Annotated in this window: 15 protein-coding genes; 8 read left to right on the top strand and 7 right to left on the bottom strand. The window is 66.7% G+C overall.

Features of this window, described 5'->3' with window-relative positions:
- Nucleotides 1-181: 181 nt before the first annotated feature.
- Nucleotides 182-955: an ABC transporter permease gene (locus tag AC1DCF_RS05730; protein ID WP_477210184.1), complete on the bottom strand. Its 774-nt coding sequence runs from the start codon at nucleotides 953-955 to the stop codon at nucleotides 182-184.
- Nucleotides 956-1,182: 227 nt separating this feature from the next.
- On the opposite strand from AC1DCF_RS05730, the gene AC1DCF_RS05725 reads away from it, so the two are divergent.
- On the top strand, nucleotides 1,183-2,037 hold the full coding sequence (locus AC1DCF_RS05725) for a dienelactone hydrolase family protein (RefSeq protein WP_477210183.1): 855 nt from the start codon (nucleotides 1,183-1,185) through the stop codon (nucleotides 2,035-2,037).
- Entirely contained in the window at nucleotides 2,034-2,414 is a 381-nt protein-coding gene (locus AC1DCF_RS05720; protein ID WP_477210182.1) for a GntR family transcriptional regulator, read from the top strand. The genes AC1DCF_RS05725 and AC1DCF_RS05720 overlap by 4 nt, the downstream gene beginning before the upstream one ends.
- Nucleotides 2,415-2,515: 101 nt before the next feature.
- Here the strand turns inward: AC1DCF_RS05720 and AC1DCF_RS05715 are convergent, their stop codons facing one another.
- Entirely contained in the window at nucleotides 2,516-6,226 is a 3,711-nt protein-coding gene (locus AC1DCF_RS05715; RefSeq protein ID WP_477210181.1) for a proline dehydrogenase family protein, read from the bottom strand.
- Nucleotides 6,227-6,435: 209 nt separating this feature from the next.
- On the opposite strand from AC1DCF_RS05715, the gene AC1DCF_RS05710 reads away from it, so the two are divergent.
- From AC1DCF_RS05710 to AC1DCF_RS05700, 3 genes are all read left to right on the top strand, one after another.
- Entirely contained in the window at nucleotides 6,436-7,377 is a 942-nt protein-coding gene (locus tag AC1DCF_RS05710; RefSeq protein ID WP_477210180.1) for a LysR family transcriptional regulator, read from the top strand.
- A gap of 119 nt (nucleotides 7,378-7,496) precedes the next feature.
- On the top strand, nucleotides 7,497-7,883 hold the full coding sequence (locus AC1DCF_RS05705) for an META domain-containing protein (protein WP_477210179.1): 387 nt from the start codon (nucleotides 7,497-7,499) through the stop codon (nucleotides 7,881-7,883).
- 371 nt (nucleotides 7,884-8,254) lie between these two features.
- Entirely contained in the window at nucleotides 8,255-8,548 is a 294-nt protein-coding gene (locus tag AC1DCF_RS05700; RefSeq protein ID WP_477210545.1) for a GNAT family N-acetyltransferase, read from the top strand.
- 112 nt (nucleotides 8,549-8,660) lie between these two features.
- Here the strand turns inward: AC1DCF_RS05700 and AC1DCF_RS05695 are convergent, their stop codons facing one another.
- The gene (locus AC1DCF_RS05695) at nucleotides 8,661-9,521 is read right to left on the bottom strand and encodes an aminoglycoside phosphotransferase family protein (protein WP_477210178.1); all 861 of its coding nucleotides are present in this window, start codon (nucleotides 9,519-9,521) and stop codon (nucleotides 8,661-8,663) included.
- The gene (locus tag AC1DCF_RS05690; RefSeq protein ID WP_477210177.1) at nucleotides 9,518-10,387 is read right to left on the bottom strand and encodes an NAD(P)H-binding protein; all 870 of its coding nucleotides are present in this window, start codon (nucleotides 10,385-10,387) and stop codon (nucleotides 9,518-9,520) included. Before AC1DCF_RS05690 ends, AC1DCF_RS05695 begins: the two co-directional genes overlap by 4 nt.
- Before the next feature lie 333 nt (nucleotides 10,388-10,720).
- Between AC1DCF_RS05690 and AC1DCF_RS05685 the strand changes: the two genes are divergently transcribed.
- Nucleotides 10,721-11,227: an SRPBCC domain-containing protein gene (locus AC1DCF_RS05685; RefSeq protein WP_477210176.1), complete on the top strand. Its 507-nt coding sequence runs from the start codon at nucleotides 10,721-10,723 to the stop codon at nucleotides 11,225-11,227.
- 12 nt (nucleotides 11,228-11,239) lie between these two features.
- Here AC1DCF_RS05685 and AC1DCF_RS05680 read toward each other — a convergent pair whose 3' ends face one another.
- On the bottom strand, nucleotides 11,240-11,773 hold the full coding sequence (locus AC1DCF_RS05680; RefSeq protein WP_477210175.1) for a thioesterase family protein: 534 nt from the start codon (nucleotides 11,771-11,773) through the stop codon (nucleotides 11,240-11,242).
- 483 nt (nucleotides 11,774-12,256) lie between these two features.
- Here AC1DCF_RS05680 and AC1DCF_RS05675 point away from each other — a divergent pair, with 483 nt between their 5' ends.
- Nucleotides 12,257-13,579, top strand: coding sequence for an HNH endonuclease signature motif containing protein (locus AC1DCF_RS05675; protein WP_477210174.1), 1,323 nt, complete (start codon nucleotides 12,257-12,259; stop codon nucleotides 13,577-13,579).
- A gap of 127 nt (nucleotides 13,580-13,706) precedes the next feature.
- On the opposite strand, the gene AC1DCF_RS05670 is transcribed toward AC1DCF_RS05675, so the two are convergent.
- Nucleotides 13,707-14,861 carry a bifunctional 2-methylcitrate synthase/citrate synthase gene (locus AC1DCF_RS05670; protein WP_477210173.1) on the bottom strand — a complete coding sequence of 385 codons (1,155 nt, stop codon included), beginning with the start codon at nucleotides 14,859-14,861 and terminating at the stop codon, nucleotides 13,707-13,709.
- Between the two features lie 173 nt (nucleotides 14,862-15,034).
- Here AC1DCF_RS05670 and AC1DCF_RS05665 point away from each other — a divergent pair, with 173 nt between their 5' ends.
- On the top strand, nucleotides 15,035-15,673 hold the full coding sequence (locus AC1DCF_RS05665) for a LysE family translocator (RefSeq protein ID WP_441789391.1): 639 nt from the start codon (nucleotides 15,035-15,037) through the stop codon (nucleotides 15,671-15,673).
- Here the strand turns inward: AC1DCF_RS05665 and AC1DCF_RS05660 are convergent.
- Nucleotides 15,670-16,692, bottom strand: a complete 1,023-nt coding sequence (locus tag AC1DCF_RS05660) for an alpha/beta hydrolase (protein WP_477210172.1) — start codon at nucleotides 16,690-16,692, stop codon at nucleotides 15,670-15,672. The genes AC1DCF_RS05665 and AC1DCF_RS05660 overlap by 4 nt on opposite strands.
- Between the last annotated feature and the right edge of the window lie 3 nt (nucleotides 16,693-16,695).

Below are 16,695 nucleotides of genomic sequence, written 5' to 3'. Positions count from 1 at the left end.
GTGATCTTCGACGCTCGCGGAGAAGGAACCTCCCGGTGCGGATGAACTGCCAGCCATTGTCTACCTTTCGCCATTGAAATCTGTAGTGGATATCGATCTATCCTTCGGCTGCAAGCTAGCAGTGAACGTAGGCTTTGTCACGCATATTTTTCGAGCGTAACGATTACGCAATACCCAGCCGTCAGTTCGCGACCGCGACCGGCTTCTGCGCGACCGGTGACAGAACGTGGATCAGGGCGACGGCCGCAATCGACCCGGCACACAGGATGCCGGCGAGCACGACAATCTGAAACCGTCCGGCTTCGAGCGGCGAAGCCCCACCGAAAATCGCCCCGACGAAAGCCCCGGGCAAAGTGACCAGGCCGGTGGTCTTCGTCTGATCGGTCGATGGGATCATCGCGAAGTGGATGGCTCTCGATGCCAGCAGGCGCGTCGACTGGCGCGGGGTCGCGCCGAGCGCGAGCCAGCCCTCGACCTCGTCCCACTGCTCACCGACCGATTCGCCGAAGCGGCGCCCGGCGATAGTCGCGATCGACATGGCGTTGCCGATCACGATTCCGCCGTAGGCCAGCACGTAGCGCGGGGTGAAGTCGATCGCCCCGGTGGCGAACACAATCGTCAGGGTGACGGCGATTCCGAGCCCCATCGCGGCGGCGACACCACCGAGGTGCGGCCAGGACCATCCGATGCGCCGGGTGACGGTGCCGACCGCCGCCGCGAACATCACGACCAAGCCGACCGCCACCCAGAGCGGGCTGGAAATCACGCCGGTCAGGATCAGGCTGATCGCGCCGAGCTGCAGGATGCCGCGGACGAGCGCCCAAGCCGGCGCGAACGGGTTCGGCGTGCGATAGCCGCGCAGCACCGAAACGGTGATGGCGACGAGGAGCACCAGCCCGAGCAGGGTCGGCAGGAGCGCGACGAGCTCCGCGAACAGTTCGGCCGGCCAGGTCATAGGTTGAGACTACTCAGCAATACGCCCCACTCTCTCCGCCGAACTGAGAGTTTTTGTGGGTTCGAGACCGCTCACACCCACATCAACTCTCAGTTCGGCGCGGCCCGAACGGGGGGCCTCGGTTTCGGTGCGATCACTCCCGATGGAGCGCATTCGCTGCAACACTGGTGAATTCGAGATCTTGCTGTTCACGACATTGCTGTTTCACGACACCCGACAGGACTCCCATGACAGACAGCGCCGCATCCGCCACCGATCAGAGCGCACCGGGCGGCACGCCTCCCCGGTCTGATCTCACCGGCTGGAGCCGCGCGCCGTTCACCGCGGCTGGCCTCACCCATGACTGCTTCGAAAAGGGCAGCGGGCCGGGAGTTGTTCTCATTCCGGAGATCCCGGGGATCACCCCCGAAGTACTCGCCCTCGCCGAGCACCTCATCGCCAACGGTTTCACGGTCGTCGTCCCCTCCCCGTTCGGCACTCCCGGCAAACTCGGCACCCCCGGCTACATCACCCAGGTGATCACCCGCCTCTGCGTCTCGGCCGAGTTCCGCGCCTTTGCGATGAACGCCGAGCGCCCGATCACGGCCTACCTGCGTGCCGTCGCCACCGATCTCGCCGCCCGCACTCCCGGGCCCGGCGTCGGCGTGATCGGCATGTGCTTCACCGGCGGCTTCGCATTGGCGACGGCAGTGGATGACGTCGTGCTGGCTCCCGTGGTCAGCCAGCCGTCGGTCCCGCTCCCGCTCGGCCGGGCCCGCAAATCCGATCCCGGGGTCAGCGAAGCCGAACTCAACCGCATCGCCGACCGCGTGAAGAACGACAATCTGTGCGTGCTCGGACTGCGTTTCAGCGACGATGCCAACTCCCCGCGCGCGCGCTTCGACACCTTGCGCGCGCGGCTCGGCGACGCCTTCGAGGTCATCGAACTCGACTCCTCCCCCGGCAACGCGGCCGGCTTCGGGGCCGGGGCGCACTCGCTGCTCACCAACGAGGTGCGCGAGGTGCCCGGCCACCCGACGATCGCCGCCCGCGATCGCGTGGTGGAGTTTCTCAAGGAACGCATCAGCGTCGTTGCAGAATGATCACCACGATGGATGCCTCTTTCGTCACGTTCGATCCGCAGTCGACGACCCCTGCCTCCGAGCAATTGCGCACCCAGATCCTGGCCGGGGTGCAATCAGGGCGGCTGGCCGCCGGTGACAAGCTGCCCACAGTGCGCGGCCTGGCCGAGCACCTCGGGCTCGCCGCGAACACCGTGGCCAAGGCCTACCGCGCGCTCGAGCAAGACGAAGTGATCGAGACGCGCGGCCGCAACGGGTCGTTCGTCTCGGCCAGCGGTGATTCGACGCACCGGCAGGCGCAGCTGGCCGCGGCCGCGTACGCCGACCGCATCAGGACGCTCGGCGTCGACCCGGCCGAGGCACTCGCCCTGGCCGCGGCCGCTCTCGGCATCCGCTAGCTCGCCCGAACCGAGCGCTGTTTCTGCTCGCGAGTTGCCACACGTGGCCCCATGAATTCGATTCAAGGGGCCAGCTGTGGCAACTCGCGGAGGGTGTCGGGCTAGATCACACCCTCGGAGAGCGTGCTCGGGTTTCCGAAACGGTGAGCGGTGATCGAGATCGCCTGCTCGCGCAGGAACGGCAGCACCTCGACCCGTCCGGCCTGCGTGACCGGGTGCGAGTAGACCGCGATGTCGGGGCTGCCGCCGAGGGCCGTGAGCAGCGCGGTGGCCGCTGCCGCAGCGCCGTCGAGCTGGTCGCCACCGACGAGGCGCACCCGGCTGGTGGTGATGCCGCCGCGCGCGGCACGCTTCAGCCAGTCGGCGTCGCTTTCGACGCGCACCGGAACGTCCCGGCCATCGAGCAGGTTGCGCACCTTCGCCGGAATCTCTACTGCGCTCGACACCACGAACTTCGACTGCGAGAGCGTGGCCGCGGCAATCACGCGCAGCAGTTCGCCGAGTGAGCCGTCCTCCGCGAGGCGCACCGTCACGGGCAGCGGCAGGTAGCGGAACAGGTTGCGCTCGAGGCCGACCGCCGAGACATCCTTAATGGTGCTGAACTCGTTGCGCCAGGCGATCGCGTCGCTCAGGGCTGAACGGCGCAGGATGTCGAAGTCGGTGTAGTCGAGGGAGCTCTGCGAGGCCTCGATCACGTCGGTCACGCGCTGCTCAAGTCCGCGCAGGTGCAGCGTCGAACTGTTCTTGCCGGGGTCGGTGACCCAGCTACCGAGACCGAAGAGGTAGTTCGGCCCGCCGGCCTTCGTGCCGGCACCGACCGAGGAGCGCTTCCAGCCGCCGAACGGCTGGCGCTCCACGATGGCGCCAGTGATGCCGCGGTTGATGTAGAGGTTTCCGGCCTCGACGGTGTCGAGCCATTCGGCGAGCTCGTCGGAGTCGAGCGACTGCAGCCCGGCGGTCAGCCCGTAGTCGACAGCGTTCTGAAAACGGATGGCTTCCTCGAGCGTCTTCGCGTGCATGATGCCGAGCACGGGGCCGAAGAACTCGGTGAGGTGAAAGTACGAGCCGGGAGCGACACCGGTGCGGATGCCGGGCGACCAGAGCTTGCCGCTGTCATCGAGCTGGCGCGGCTCGACGAGCCACTTCTCGTCGACGCCCAGCGAGGTGAGCGCGTGCAGCAGCTTACCGTTCGCCGGCTCAATGATCGGACCCATCTGGGTCGCCGGGTCGGACGGGTAGCCGACGTGCATCGAGGTCGCGGCATCCACCAGCTGACGAACGAACCGCTCGGACTTCGCGACCGAACCGACCAGAATCACGAGGCTGGCGGCCGAGCACTTCTGGCCGGCGTGACCGAACGCGCTCTTGATCACATCGGCGGCGGCGAGGTCGAGGTCGGCGCTCGGCGTGACGATGATGGCGTTCTTACCGCTGGTCTCGGCCAGGAGCGGCAAGTCGTTGCGGAAGGAGCGGAACAGCTGGGCCGTCTCGTAGCCACCGGTCAGGATGACGCGGTCGACGGCGGGGTGCGAGATCAACTGGGTGCCGAGATCGCGGTTGCCGAGGTCGACGAGGGCGAGCAGCTCGCGCGGAACTCCCGCCTCCCAGAGCGCCTCGACCATGATCGCACCGGACCGCTGCGCGAGCTTGGCCGGCTTGATGACGACACCGGAGCCCGCGGCGAGCGCCGACAGCACCGAACCGGCGGGGATGGCGACCGGGAAGTTCCAGGGCGGCGTGACGACGGTCAGCGTCGACGGAACGAAGATGGCACCCTGCACCGCGTCGAGGTCCTTGGCCCGCTCGGCGTAGTAGTGCGCGAAGTCGATGGCTTCGCTGATCTCAGGGTCGGCTTCGGCGATGGTCTTGCCGGTCTCGGCGGCCATCACTTCGATCAACCGGTCGCGGTTGCGCGCGAGCGCCTCGCCGGCGCGGTGCAGCACGCGGGCCCGCTCGGCGCCGCTCTTCTGGCCCCAGGCGGTTCCGGCGGTGACGACGGTGGCAATCACCGCATCGAGGTGGGCTGCCTCATCGATACGCGCGGCGGCGATGGTGTCCAGCCCCAGCGTGCTTTTCTCGACGCGAGCCAGGATGGCGCGCCCCCAGGCCCGGTTCGCCGGCAGCGACGGGTCGGTGTCCGGTGCGTTGTGGAACCCGGATGTGTGAGCGGCGGCGTCGGCTTCTGCGGCCCCGGCGGCTGGCGAACCGGCGGCCACTGCTTCAGCGTCGAGCGCTCCGGATCCGAGCGACCCGCGGGTCAGCCCGAGCACGGCGTTGGTGAGCTGCGGGTCTTCCTCACGGGCACGTGGCTGCGTGAAGGAGAGCGCGTCGTCCGCTGCGGAAATGGCAGCGGCGTCCGTCGCCCGGCCCGATTCAGCGGCCTCGGCCCGCGCCGCCCGCTCGAGCTCGGTTTCCAGCGCCCGGTTCTGGGTGCGGTGCGCGACGGGAACGGTGATGGTGTCGGCGTCCAGATCCTCGAGCGAAGCCAGGAAGCGCTTCTTCTCGCGCTGGAACAGGGCCGGCGTGCTGGTCAGCTCGAACACGGCCGACATGAAGTTCTCTTGGCTCGCGTTCTCTTCGAGACGACGAATCAGGTAGCTGATCGCCACATCGAACTCGGCCGGGTTGACGACCGGCGTGTAGAGCAGCAGGCGTCCGACGTCGCGGCGCACCGCTTCGGCCTGACTGGTCGCCATGCCGAGCAGCATCTCGAACTCGACCCGGTCGGCCACGCCGCGGCGCACGGAGAGCAGGTGGGCGTAGGCCACGTCGAAGAGGTTGTGGCCGGCGACGCCGATTTTGACGGCATCCGTGTTCTCGGGGGTGAACGCCCAGTTGAGCACGCGCTTGTAGTTGGTGTCGCTATCTTGCTTGGTCGAGTAGGTCGCCAGCGGCCAGTCGTGAACGGCCGAGTCGACGTGCTCCATGGCGAGGTTCGCGCCCTTGACAATGCGCACCTTGATCGGCGCTCCACCGGCTGCACGACGCTTCTTCGCCCACTCGGTGAGGCCCTGCAGGGCGCCGAGGGCGTCGGGCAGGTAGGCCTGCAGCACGATGCCGGCCTCAAGGCCGGCGAGGCCGTCCTGGTCGAGGATGCGCTCGAACACCGCGATGGTGAGGTCGAGGTCGCGGTACTCCTCCATGTCGAGGTTGATGAACTTGGGCGTCGATGCCGCGGCAGCCAGGCGGTAGAGCGGGGTCAACCGCTCGACGACGCGGTCGACGGCCTCGTCGAATGACCACATCGACAGCTGGCTGGCGATGGACGAGACCTTGATCGAGACGTAGTCGACGTCGTTGCGGGCGAGCAGGGCGCGGGTGCCTTCGAGGCGTCGCAGAGCCTCTTTCTCGCCGAGCACGGCTTCGCCGAGCAGGTTGATGTTCAGACGGTTGCCGCCCTCGCGCAGCTTCGCGATCGCGGGGCCGAGCTTGTCGGGGGTGGCGTCGACGACGAGGTGACCGACCATCTGGCGCAGCACGGTGCGTGCGGCGGGGATGACCACCCAGGGCAGCACGGGACCCATCACTCCGCCGAGGCCAATGGCTCCGCGCATATAGGAGGGAAGGAAGGCGGGAGCCTTCTTCGCCACCTGCTGCAGGTTGTAGCCCGCGACCATCACGTCTTCGGGGCGCATCACACCGTCGACGAAGCCGACCGTGAAGTCGAGGCCGTTCGGGTCTTTGAGCACGCCGGCCAGCCGCTCGGCCGAGGCGTCGGCGGGAATCTCAGCGCTCTCAGCGAGCCACTTCTGCACCAGGGCAACGACCTCGGTAGCAAGGTCTTTCTGGGCGGGGACAGTGGGATTGGTCATGGTCACGAGGTTAGTCTTTCGTTCGCTGAGTCTGCTCTGAGGCAGCGGGTAGGGCGGTGCTGATCTCAGTCTGACGCCCTCATTCATGAAGCAAAAGCGAATCTTTCTGAACGATAATGGTTAGCAGAATTGATGGATGTCACGGCGCTGGTCACAGCGTCGCATCCGACCAGGAGGCCGCGCCCCGTGCGGCAAGAAAGCGAGCGACGATGCTTGATGTGCGACGGTTGCGCCTGCTGCGCGAACTCAAGATCCGGGGCACGCTCGCCGGCGTCGCCGACGCCCTCGCCTACAGCCCCTCGGCCGTCTCGCAGCAGCTCGCCCTGCTCGAGAAAGAGGTCGGCGTTCCGCTGTTGCAGAAGGTCGGTCGGCGCGTGCAGCTCACTCCGCAGGCCGAGATCCTCGTGGCGCACACCGCGCTCGTGCTCGAGCGACTCGAACTCGCCGAGGCCGAGGTGACGGCGTCCCTCACCACCGTGTCGGGAACCGTACGCGTCGCCGTCTTCCAGTCGGCCGCGCACGCCGTCATCCCGCAGGCACTCACCCTGCTCGCCACCGATTACCCCGATCTGCGCGTCGAAATCACTGAGCGAGAGCCGGAGCTGGGCCTGTTCGAGGTCTCGGCCCGCGACTTCGACCTGGTCATCGCCGAGCAATACCCCGGCACCACCCGTCAGCTTCGGCCCGATCTCGACCGCGTTCCACTGGCGACGGATGCGCTCCGGCTCGCCGTCTCGCCCGCGGCGACTCGGCCGGAGACGCCCGCTCACACGTCCCGCCCGGTCACCTCCCTCACCGACGCGGCGACTCTTCCCTGGGTGATGGAGCCGGCCGACACCGCCTCCAGGCACTGGGCGATGCAGCTGTGCCGGTCGGCCGGCTTCGAGCCCGACGTGCGCTTCGAGACCGCCGACCTGATCGCTCACATCCGGCTGATCGAATCGGGCAATGCCGTCGGCATCCTGCCCGACCTCGTCTGGGCCGGTGCCCGGCCGAGCGTGCACCTCGTCGATCTGCCGGGTCGCCCGGAGCGCACGGTCTTCACCTCGGCGCGGCGTTCGAGCGCGGACCGCCCCGGCGTTCTCGCCGTGCGTGCGGCGTTGGCGGATGCGGTGGCCCGGGTGGCCGCACCGGCCGTCGCCGGCGCGTAGGCGTCGCGCCACGAGACATCGGCCGGATGCCCGGTGTAAGTTACAACGAACAGGTCTGACTGTGAGCCGTTGCGGATGATCAGCACGGCAAGGCGTCACTTCGATTGGGGATCCTTCACATGCGCAAAGTTTTGAGCTTGACCGCCATCGCCGCCCTCGCCTTCGCGCTGAGCGGCTGCGCCACGAACGCCGGCGGCGCCGGTGACGATGCGACGGGTTCCTGGGGCAAGGTCGACGTGCAGGGCGAGCCGTCGCTCGACCTGGCCGAGGGCGGCGCGCTGAGTGGCACCGACGGCTGCAACCGCCTGATGGGCACCTGGACTCAAGACGGCGACACCGTCGAGTTCAGCGAACTCGCCTCGACCATGATGGCGTGCGAAGGCGTCGACACCTGGTTGAACCTCGCCACCACCGGCACGGTGAACGGGTCAACGATGACGCTCCACGACGCCGACGACAACACAATCGGCACCCTCGAACGCAGCGAGCAGTCGTCACCTCACTGACCCGGCCAGCCGGCCGCATCCGTCTCGCCCGTGCTGAGGATCGGGCGGATGCCTACCGCGTCTGCCTGCTCACCGGCAATGCCGGCACCGACGCCACCGGTCTGTACCTCGACGACACGGTCGTCGCCGAGATCTACGTCGGGCCGTACCTCGCACTTGAACCGGAGCTGTCGTTCGTCGTCGACACCGACCGCAGGGTCGAGGGCTACGTGGTTGCCACCGCCGATACCCGACGGTTCATCGAGCGCTACCGCGCCGAATGGCTGCCGGGATTTGCCGAACGTCACGCGCGCCCGGCGGCGGCTGGGCAGTCGGGCACCGACCAGCAGGGCACCGAACCGACGGGCTCCGTGCTGAGCGTCGCCGAGGAGATGACCGACCGCGGCTATCGCCCCGAGAACATGCTCATCGCCGAGCTCGACGAGTTTCCGGCCCACCTGCACATCAACCTGATGCCTTCGCTGCAGGGGCAGGGCTTCGGCCGGGAGCTGATCCGAACAATTCTCGCCGCGCTGCGCGAGCGCGGCGTCGGGGCGGTGCACCTCGGAGTCGCACCGACCAACGTCGCGGCGATTGCGTTCTACCGCCGGCTCGGCTTCACGGAGCTGGCCTCAAGCACGCCGGCGCATCCGCTCTTCGGCATTCGAACTGACGCGGCGGTCTAGCGTTCCCGTTGGTCGAGCCTTCCCGTTGGTCGAGCTTGTCGAGACCATGCAGGCCGACCTCTGAAGCCGGGTATCGGTTGAAGATCGGCTCACCAGATCTCGACAGGCTCGATCACCGGTTACCAAGCAAGCGCTCCGCTTCGGCGCCCACCGCGAGCACGTGATCGGCGGGAAGCCCGTCGAGTTCACTCCAGGTCGCCGAGAGCGCACACCAGGCGCGCAACCAGCGCAACAGCGTCTCGGGGTCGCACCCCGCCGCATCCGCCACCGCTGGCAGTTGCCCGGCCACCCGTCCGGGCCGCACCGCCAGTTCTGGCGTCGGGTTGCAGAACAAGTTGAGATAGTCGAAGACCGGGTCGCCGACGATGCCTTTCGGATCGATCGCCAACCACCCGGCAGCGCCGAAGTCGAGCACGTTGCCATGATGCACGTCACCGTGAAGCACGACGGTTCGGCGCTGATCCGCCAGCAACACGCGCGCGTCGGCCGCCGCCCGAGCAACGACGCCACCGCGCTGCTCGCCGTGATTGAGCAGATCGGCGAACCATTCGGTGAGCGTCGGCAACCCACTCGTCACACGCGGCGAGCCCGGGAGCTGCGCCGGAATCGACGTCGAGTGAAGTCGAGCAATGGTCTGGCACAGGATGCGGGTGGCCGCATCGTCGTCGCCCTCGGCCATCGCCGCCAGCGATCGCCGCCCCGTCGCCCGCTCAAGCAGAATCGTCGAATCGTCGTGTTCGAACACCGCAGCTGCAGCGGAACCCGCACCGCTCCACCACACCATCACCCGATTGCCGCGCTCCTCCTCCGCCACGAGTGCCCGCTTGAGCATGGCCGGGGTGCCGTCGGCACGGCGCACCGGCGCAAGCAGGCTGCTGGGCGTCGTGAACGGCGTCCCGTCTGGCGTCAGATCCCAGCGTTCGAACGCGGGATCGAGAAGACTCAGGCCAGACGGGACTGCGGCAGGGCTCATCCGACCAGTATGCCTCTGGCCGTGCGCAGTCCCTGCAGGAGCGGTGTCGTCGGTCGACCGATCAGCCGGGCGAGGTCACCCGAGGTCTCGGCAAGCACGCCGTCACGGATGTTGGCGTCGAGAACCGCGATGAACTGCACGGCTTCTGGCGGCAGACCGGCGGCCGTCATCTCCTCGATGTGCTCGTCCGTGCTGATCGCTCGAAACGGAATGTCGCGCCCGAGAATGTCGCTGAATGCGGCGGCGAGGTCGCTGAAGTTCCAGGCCACGTCTCCCGAGAGCTCGTAGACGGCGCCGTAGTGGCCCTCGCCGAGAAGCACAACCGCCGCAGCATCCGCATAATCCGCCCGGCTGGCGCTGGCGACCCGGCCGTCACCAACGCTCACGGAGATCTCACCGCTGGCGTCGGACTGGTCGAGCATGCCGAGGTAGTTTTCGGAATACCAACCGTTTCGCAAGATGGTGAAGTCGAGACCCGAGGCTCGAATCAGTGCTTCGGTCGCCTTGTGCTCAGGGGCCAGGACGAGGGTGGAGGTGTCGGCCCGCGGGGCGCTCGTGTAGACGATGCGGCTGACTCCGGCCACCTCCGCTGCAGCGATCACCGCGGCGTGCTGAGCGACGCGCTGACCCAGCTCGCTGCCGGAGACCAGCATCACGGTGTCGGCACCGGCGAATGCTGCGGCCAAACTCGCCTCGTCAGAGTAGTCGATGCTCGCCGTCGCGACCCCGAGTTCGGCCAGTGCGGCAAGCTTGTCGGCCTGGCGTCCGGCCGCCACGATGCTTGTCGGCTCTGCTCCACGGGCGAGAAGCGATTTGACGATGAGACGACCGAGCTGGCCTGTGGCTCCGGTGACGACAACTGTCATGGGGTTCCTTTCGAAGGGGATCATCACACCCAACGCCTGGCGGCCCGGAAGATTCCTGATCTCGTCGAATGAACAGCCTCGCGTCGCGGAGGGGTGCCTTTTTCGCTAATGAACTTCAGGCTCATATGACTCTGAAGTTCATGAGCAAAAAATGGCAATCCCACAGCCCTCGCTCGTGCTTCGTCGCCGGCTTGCGGATGCGACTGGCCGCGATTCGCTCCTGACGGCTCACCGCACACGGGCGATTTCTCTGGCCCCGCAGGGCAAAGAGGCTTAGCCTCGAAGTAGTCGACCGCAGAGTCGACTCGTGTTCCGCTCACTGTGGAGGTCGCAATGTCAACCAAGCCAACCGGACGCCTGTCCCACCGCCCCGATGGGCTCTATCTCATGCTCGACCGGTTGTTTCAGGCACCGATCGAGGATGTCTGGTGGAGCGTGACCCATCCGGCTGAGCTCGAGAAGTGGATCGGAACGTACACGGGCTCCCCGATCACCGGGGCCGTCAAATTCTTGATGACGGCCGAAGACGATGCCGCCTGGGAGTACGTGAGCATTCTGGAGTGCGACGCGCCGCACCGTTTCTCGTGCGACTTCGGCACCGGGGATGACGCCTGGCGGCTGCTGGTGCACCTGGTCGAAGGTGCCCATATGACCACCCTGACCCTCGGTCAGCGACTGCGCACCCCAGCGGAGGCCGCGACGGTCGGACCGGGCTGGGACTACTACCTCGACCGGCTTATTGCGGCCAGGGCCGGTGCACCGCTGCCCGAGTGGGAGCACTACTACCCGGCCCATGCGCAGTACTACAAGGAACTCATCGTTCCGAGCAAGTCGGCCTAGTTTCAGACGGGCCTAGTTCCAGACGCTCGGCGCCGCGGCACGCGTCGGAGGCAATGTGACATCATCGCTCCATTCGAGCAGCCATTCCGGAACCGTCACCGACTCGGGTGGCTCACCGACCGCATCGAGAAGTTCGTCGATCGTGACGACTCCGCCGCCGCGCTTCAGAAACCGGCCACGGATGAAACCCTGCGCATAGATCTCGGGCTTGCCGTCGGCATCCGGGCGCACGAATCGATGCTCGACGTAGACGGCCTTCGCGTCGTAGCCGAGGATGCGCGACTCGATGGTGAACTTCTGCCACATCTGCAAGGACTTCCGAAAACTGATCGTCTCGCTGACCACGACCGGGTACCAGCCGCGCTGCTTGAAGATATCCCAGACGCCGTTGCGCATCAGCATGTCGAAGCGGGCGACGTCCATGATCGACAGGTACACGCCGTTGTTCATGTGGCGCAGGATGTCCTGGTCGGTGGGCAGGGTGACGAACTTGGTGCGGGCCACGTCATAGCGGCCCAGGCGCGGGCCGAATCGCGAGAGGAACATGTGAAGGAGGGTTCGGAAGAACATATGCACTCTGCGATGCTAGGGCCAGCGCTCGCAGACGGCACGTCTCTTGCCGTCTGCCACAGACATCCGCCGTGCGTCGCCCACGAAATTGCAGGGTCTCGACAACGGCGGCGGCCCTCGGGCTGACGCGCCAGTGCTCCCCTCTCGGTGGTCGAGCTCGGTGGTCGAGCCTGTCGAGACCGCGTGAGTTGACCTTGAAGCCGTTACCCGATCTGGGCGCGGGGTATCCCCGTGGGCGCGGTGTCTACTGCGCGCCCAGCGGGATAGCCCGCGCTGGCTTCGCGGGCACGTGCCGCGACGGTGGTCGAGCCTGTCGAGACCCCGTGACCCGGCCTTCAGACTCGGCCCTCTCGTCGACCCGTCCTCCACAGGCGCCGGTTCTGAAAGTTGTCCACAACCCCCGGTCAACAGGCCTTTCGTGTCGGTGCGATGTCGGTGGTGCCTGGAAGACTTCAGGGTATGAACCCGTTGTTGGATCGTCTCGGCGAACAGGTCGATCTCGTCGCCGAACTGCACCGCAGGCAGGCCGTGCTGGCCGCCGAGACCGCCGTCGCCATCGACCGGGCACGGCTTATGAGCGAGAACCTGACCACCCTCCCGGTGACCGAGTCGACCCTGCGGCAGCGCTGGGCGAACCGGCGAGTACTCGTGACCGAACTCGCCTGCGCGTTGCGGGTGCCGGAACGCACGATGGAGACGCAGATCGCGATCGGCCAGGCGCTCATTCACTCGCTGCCGGATACGTTCGCCGCGTTGCAGGCCGGGCAGATCAGTTACCGGCACGCCACCGTGCTGGCCGACCAGACGTTCACGCTCAGTCCGGAGGACCGGGCCGCGCTGGAGAAGGCGGTGTTGCCCGGTGCCGGGAACCTGATCGTGTCCCGGTTCGCGCAGAAGACCCGCAAGGCCCGGGAGCGGTTGGACCCGGAATCGATCACGGCCCGGCATCAGAAAAGTGTCGCGGACCGGGCGGTGTTCTTCGAACCGGCCGCCGACGGAATGGCCTACCTCAACGCGTTCCTGCCCGCCGGGCAGGCGCAGGCAATCTGCACCCGGCTGACCAACACCGCCCGCGGCTTGCAACGGGCGGACGAACCGCGCACCCTCACCCAGTTGAAGGCGGATGTGCTCGCCGACCTGATCCTCGACCGGGACACGGCCGACGATGGCGATGACGGGAACGAAACCGACGACGACGGCGCCGGGGATGACGCGGCGGCAACCGGCACCGGCCGGAGCCGCCGGAAGCGTCGCCGCGGCATCAAGGCGGACGTCGTGATCCTGGTCCCCGCGTTGACCCTGCTCGGCCGCAGCGACGAACCCCCGGTGCTCGAAGGGTACGGGCCGATCGACCTCGACACCGCCCGGGAACTTGCCGGCAGCGCACCCGGCTGGCTGCGGGTGCTCACCAACCCCGAAACCGGGGCGTTCCTCTCCGTCGGCCGCGACCGCTACACCCCACCGGCCGACCTGCGGGCGGCACTGCGGCTCCGGGACGCGACCTGCCGGTCACCCGGGTGCAGCCGGGCCGCCGCGGACTGCGACATCGACCACTCGATCCCGTTTTGGGAGAACGGCCACCGCGGCGAAACGAACCTCACCAACCTGGCCTCACTCTGCCCGAAGAACCACCGCGACAAACACGAAATCGGCTGGACCTACGTGCAAGACGACACCGGCACCATCACCTGGACCTCACCGACCGGCCACCTCTACACGACCGAACCCGAACACCGCATCGGGCCCAGCACGCTCCCCGACGACGGAACCCCGCCGTTCTAACTGAGCCGGTAACCCGTGCGGCGGTCTCGAGTCGCTCGCTGCCGCACGCTCCTCCACCAATAAGCGCGCTCAATCACCGCACGTTCTCGATCACCGGTCCGGCCTGACTACTCCTGCCGTTCCCGAGCTACTCCTGCCGTTCCCGCGCCGGCAACTCCCGCTGCGGCACCCCGTTGTAGACCGACAGTGGGCGAATCAACGCGTTGGCGGCCAATTGCTCGATCACGTGCGCGGTCCAGCCGACCACCCGGCTCGCGACGAAGAGCGGGGTGAAGGTCAGAGTGTCGAATCCCATCACGTGATAGGTCGGGCCTGCCGGGTAGTCAAGATTGGGCTGGATGTTCTTGCGCGCGCCCATTTCGGCCTCCAACTCGACATAAAGATCGAGCAGATCGGGTCGGTCGAAGTGCACGAGCATCGACTCCATCGAGGCGCGCATGGTCGGCACTCGAGAGTCACCGTGCTTGTACACCCGGTGGCCGAAGCCCATGATCTTGTGCTTGTTCGCGAGGGCGTCGTCGAGCCAGGCGCTCACCCGGTCGGCAGTCTTGATCTCCTCGAAGGTGTGCATGACCGCCTCGTTCGCGCCACCGTGCAGGGGGCCCTTGAGCGCACCGATCGCACCGGTCACGGCTGAGTAGAGGTCGGACAGTGTCGAGGTGATCACCCGGGCGGTGAAGGTGGAGGCGTTGAACGAGTGCTCGGCATAGAGAATCATCGACACATCGAAGGCGTTCACCACCTCGAGATCGGCGACTTCACCGAAGACCATGAACAGAAAATTCGCCGAATAGCTGAGGTCATCACGCGGCTCGACCAGATCCAGGCCATGACGACGCCGTTGGTCGTAGGCCACGATGGACGGCAACTGGGCGTAGAGACGCATCGCCTTGTCCAGGTTGGCCTCGGGCGAAGCATCCGCCGCAGAGGGGTCACGCGCGCCGATCACGCTGACCGCGGTGCGCAAGACGTCCATCGGATGCGCGGTCGTCGGAAGTTCGTCGATCACCCGGCGCACCACGTGGTCCAGGTGCCGGAGCGTTCGCTCACGGGTCTCGAACTCGGCCAGCTGCCGCTCATCGGGCAGTTCCCCCTGCCAGAGCAGGTAGGCCACCTCCTCGAAACTGCAGTTCGCCGCGAGATCCTGCACGGCGTAGCCACGGTAGAGCAGCGAATTCGTCTCGGAATTCACCTTGGAGATCGCGGTGTAGTCAACCGGAACACCGGCCAACCCTTTGTAGATCACCGGCTGGGCGGCGTCGTCGGTCGTGACGTTGGTCATGATCTCCCCTCACTCTCGAGACGATCATCGCCACTGACGACTGCGTCAATGACAGCGGTACTCGAAACGCCAGTCAAGCAGTTCCGGCGCGACTTGGCGATGCTCGATTTCTGAGAAGGTCCCGAGCGGAGCGGATGCGTGACGAGAATCCGAAGGTGGAGTAACGTTCTGCCATGGTTCCCTTGACCAACCTTCTGGCCTTTTCACTGGCATCCATCGCGCTCATCGCACTTCCCGGCCCGTCAGTGCTCTTCGTGATCGGGCGCTCGTTGGCTCTCGGCCGCATCGGCGGCTTTCTCAGTGTGCTCGGCAACGCGCTCGGCCTGCTGCCCGCTGTCGCTGCCGTTGCGCTCGGCCTCGGCGTGATCGTCACCCAATCGATCGTGCTCTTCACGATCATCAAGTTCGCCGGTGCCGCCTACATCGTCTACCTCGGAGTGCAGGCCATCCGCCACCGACGCACGGCCGCCACCGATATCGGGGTCAGCGTGACCCGCAAGTCGAAGTGGCGTCTGCTCGCCGAAGGGTTCGTGGTCGGCGTGACCAACCCCAAGTCACTGGTGTTCTTCGTGGCCGTGCTGCCGCAGTTCGTCGACTACCAGGCCGGCGCCGTGCCGATGCAGCTTGCAACGCTGGGGCTCGTCTTCGTCGTGCTCGCCCTGCTGGGCGACAGCGTCTGGGCGCTGGCCGCCGGCTCCGCACGCGACTGGTTCGCCAAATCACCGAAGCGCATGGAAGGCCTCTCGGCGACCGGCGGCGTCATGATGATCGGCCTCGGTGGCGTGCTGGCCGTTACCGGCGCGAAGTCCTAGGCCGGCTGCGCGGCGGTCGACAACGCAGCTGAAGGGCCGGCGGCCACACGACGCACGAAGACGCCGAGACGCCGGTAGACCTCCTGCGATTCAGGATGCTTCGAATCCTGCTGCCAGGTGTGCTTGGCATTCACCCGGTCGCGCGAGTAGATCAAGGTGTCGATGGGAAGCGCACGCCGGCGCATCGCCTCGACGAAGTTCATGTTCGACTGGTAGAAGAAGTCTCGTTCCGATGTGGTCAGGAACACGGGAGGGAATCCCTTGTCGAGCCATTCGATCGGGGACAAGAACCGGGAGGCCGCCTTCAGCGACTGTCCGCGACCGCCGCCTGGAATCAGCATCCGCAAGAAATTGCGACTGAGGATGAAGCCGCGGTCGAAGATCACCGAGAAGTCGGCCATGCTGCAGTGCTGCACGAGTCCGCGCAGGTGCTGCTTGTCGACCTGAGGGCGGATATCGTAGTGAGCGGCGAGGTCGTCGTCGAAGGCCGTCGCGGTCAGGAGCGCGGCAATGTGCCCGCCGGCCGAGTCTCCGCCAAGGATGATGCGCGTGGCGTCCCCACCGAACTCGGCGATGTTGCGCGCCACCCAGTCGAGCACCGAGTTTCCGTCCTCGAGCATGTGCTTGAAGTGAAAGCGGCCGGCCATGCGGTAGTTGACGTTGACGACGACCATGCCGTCCTGCGCCTGACTGGCGGCGTACTTGGTGAGCGGGGCCTTGTCGCCCGACGTCCAGCCACCGCCGTGAAAGTAGATGTAGACGGGAAGCGGCTCGGTCAGATCGTGCGGAACCAGAACGTCAAGCTTGTGATCACGGATGCCGTCACCCACGTAGTCGATGTCGAAGTGGTAGTCGACGGTGTCGATCGGCTCCGCGTTGAACTTGTGCAGTTCTCCGGGCTCAAGCCGCAGCATCAGCGCCTTCCACGCCCACACCGGAACCCGTGACAAACCCGTCCACTTTGACGGAGTGCGGGGTGCTGCGGGAGCAAGGAGTGGGGCGAGAAGCATTTCTGACATTCC

This window comes from Leifsonia sp. 10L418, assembly GCF_056395445.1.
This window is presented reverse-complemented; position numbering and strand designations above follow the sequence as displayed.

What these genes read in the sequence shown, in the direction of transcription:
- AC1DCF_RS05730 (WP_477210184.1), bottom strand. Translation starts at nt 955, where the DNA reads ATGACCTGGCCGGCCGAACTGTTCGCGGAGCTCGTCGCGCTCCTGCCG.
- AC1DCF_RS05725 (WP_477210183.1), top strand. Translation starts at nt 1,183, where the DNA reads ATGACAGACAGCGCCGCATCCGCCACCGATCAGAGCGCACCGGGCGGC.
- AC1DCF_RS05720 (WP_477210182.1), top strand. Translation starts at nt 2,034, where the DNA reads ATGATCACCACGATGGATGCCTCTTTCGTCACGTTCGATCCGCAGTCG.
- AC1DCF_RS05715 (WP_477210181.1), bottom strand. Translation starts at nt 6,226, where the DNA reads ATGACCAATCCCACTGTCCCCGCCCAGAAAGACCTTGCTACCGAGGTC.
- AC1DCF_RS05710 (WP_477210180.1), top strand. Translation starts at nt 6,436, where the DNA reads ATGCTTGATGTGCGACGGTTGCGCCTGCTGCGCGAACTCAAGATCCGG.
- AC1DCF_RS05705 (WP_477210179.1), top strand. Translation starts at nt 7,497, where the DNA reads ATGCGCAAAGTTTTGAGCTTGACCGCCATCGCCGCCCTCGCCTTCGCG.
- AC1DCF_RS05700 (WP_477210545.1), top strand. Translation starts at nt 8,255, where the DNA reads ATGACCGACCGCGGCTATCGCCCCGAGAACATGCTCATCGCCGAGCTC.
- AC1DCF_RS05695 (WP_477210178.1), bottom strand. Translation starts at nt 9,521, where the DNA reads ATGAGCCCTGCCGCAGTCCCGTCTGGCCTGAGTCTTCTCGATCCCGCG.
- AC1DCF_RS05690 (WP_477210177.1), bottom strand. Translation starts at nt 10,387, where the DNA reads ATGACAGTTGTCGTCACCGGAGCCACAGGCCAGCTCGGTCGTCTCATC.
- AC1DCF_RS05685 (WP_477210176.1), top strand. Translation starts at nt 10,721, where the DNA reads ATGTCAACCAAGCCAACCGGACGCCTGTCCCACCGCCCCGATGGGCTC.
- AC1DCF_RS05680 (WP_477210175.1), bottom strand. Translation starts at nt 11,773, where the DNA reads ATGTTCCTCTCGCGATTCGGCCCGCGCCTGGGCCGCTATGACGTGGCC.
- AC1DCF_RS05675 (WP_477210174.1), top strand. Translation starts at nt 12,257, where the DNA reads ATGAACCCGTTGTTGGATCGTCTCGGCGAACAGGTCGATCTCGTCGCC.
- AC1DCF_RS05670 (WP_477210173.1), bottom strand. Translation starts at nt 14,861, where the DNA reads ATGACCAACGTCACGACCGACGACGCCGCCCAGCCGGTGATCTACAAA.
- AC1DCF_RS05665 (WP_441789391.1), top strand. Translation starts at nt 15,035, where the DNA reads ATGGTTCCCTTGACCAACCTTCTGGCCTTTTCACTGGCATCCATCGCG.
- AC1DCF_RS05660 (WP_477210172.1), bottom strand. Translation starts at nt 16,692, where the DNA reads ATGTCAGAAATGCTTCTCGCCCCACTCCTTGCTCCCGCAGCACCCCGC.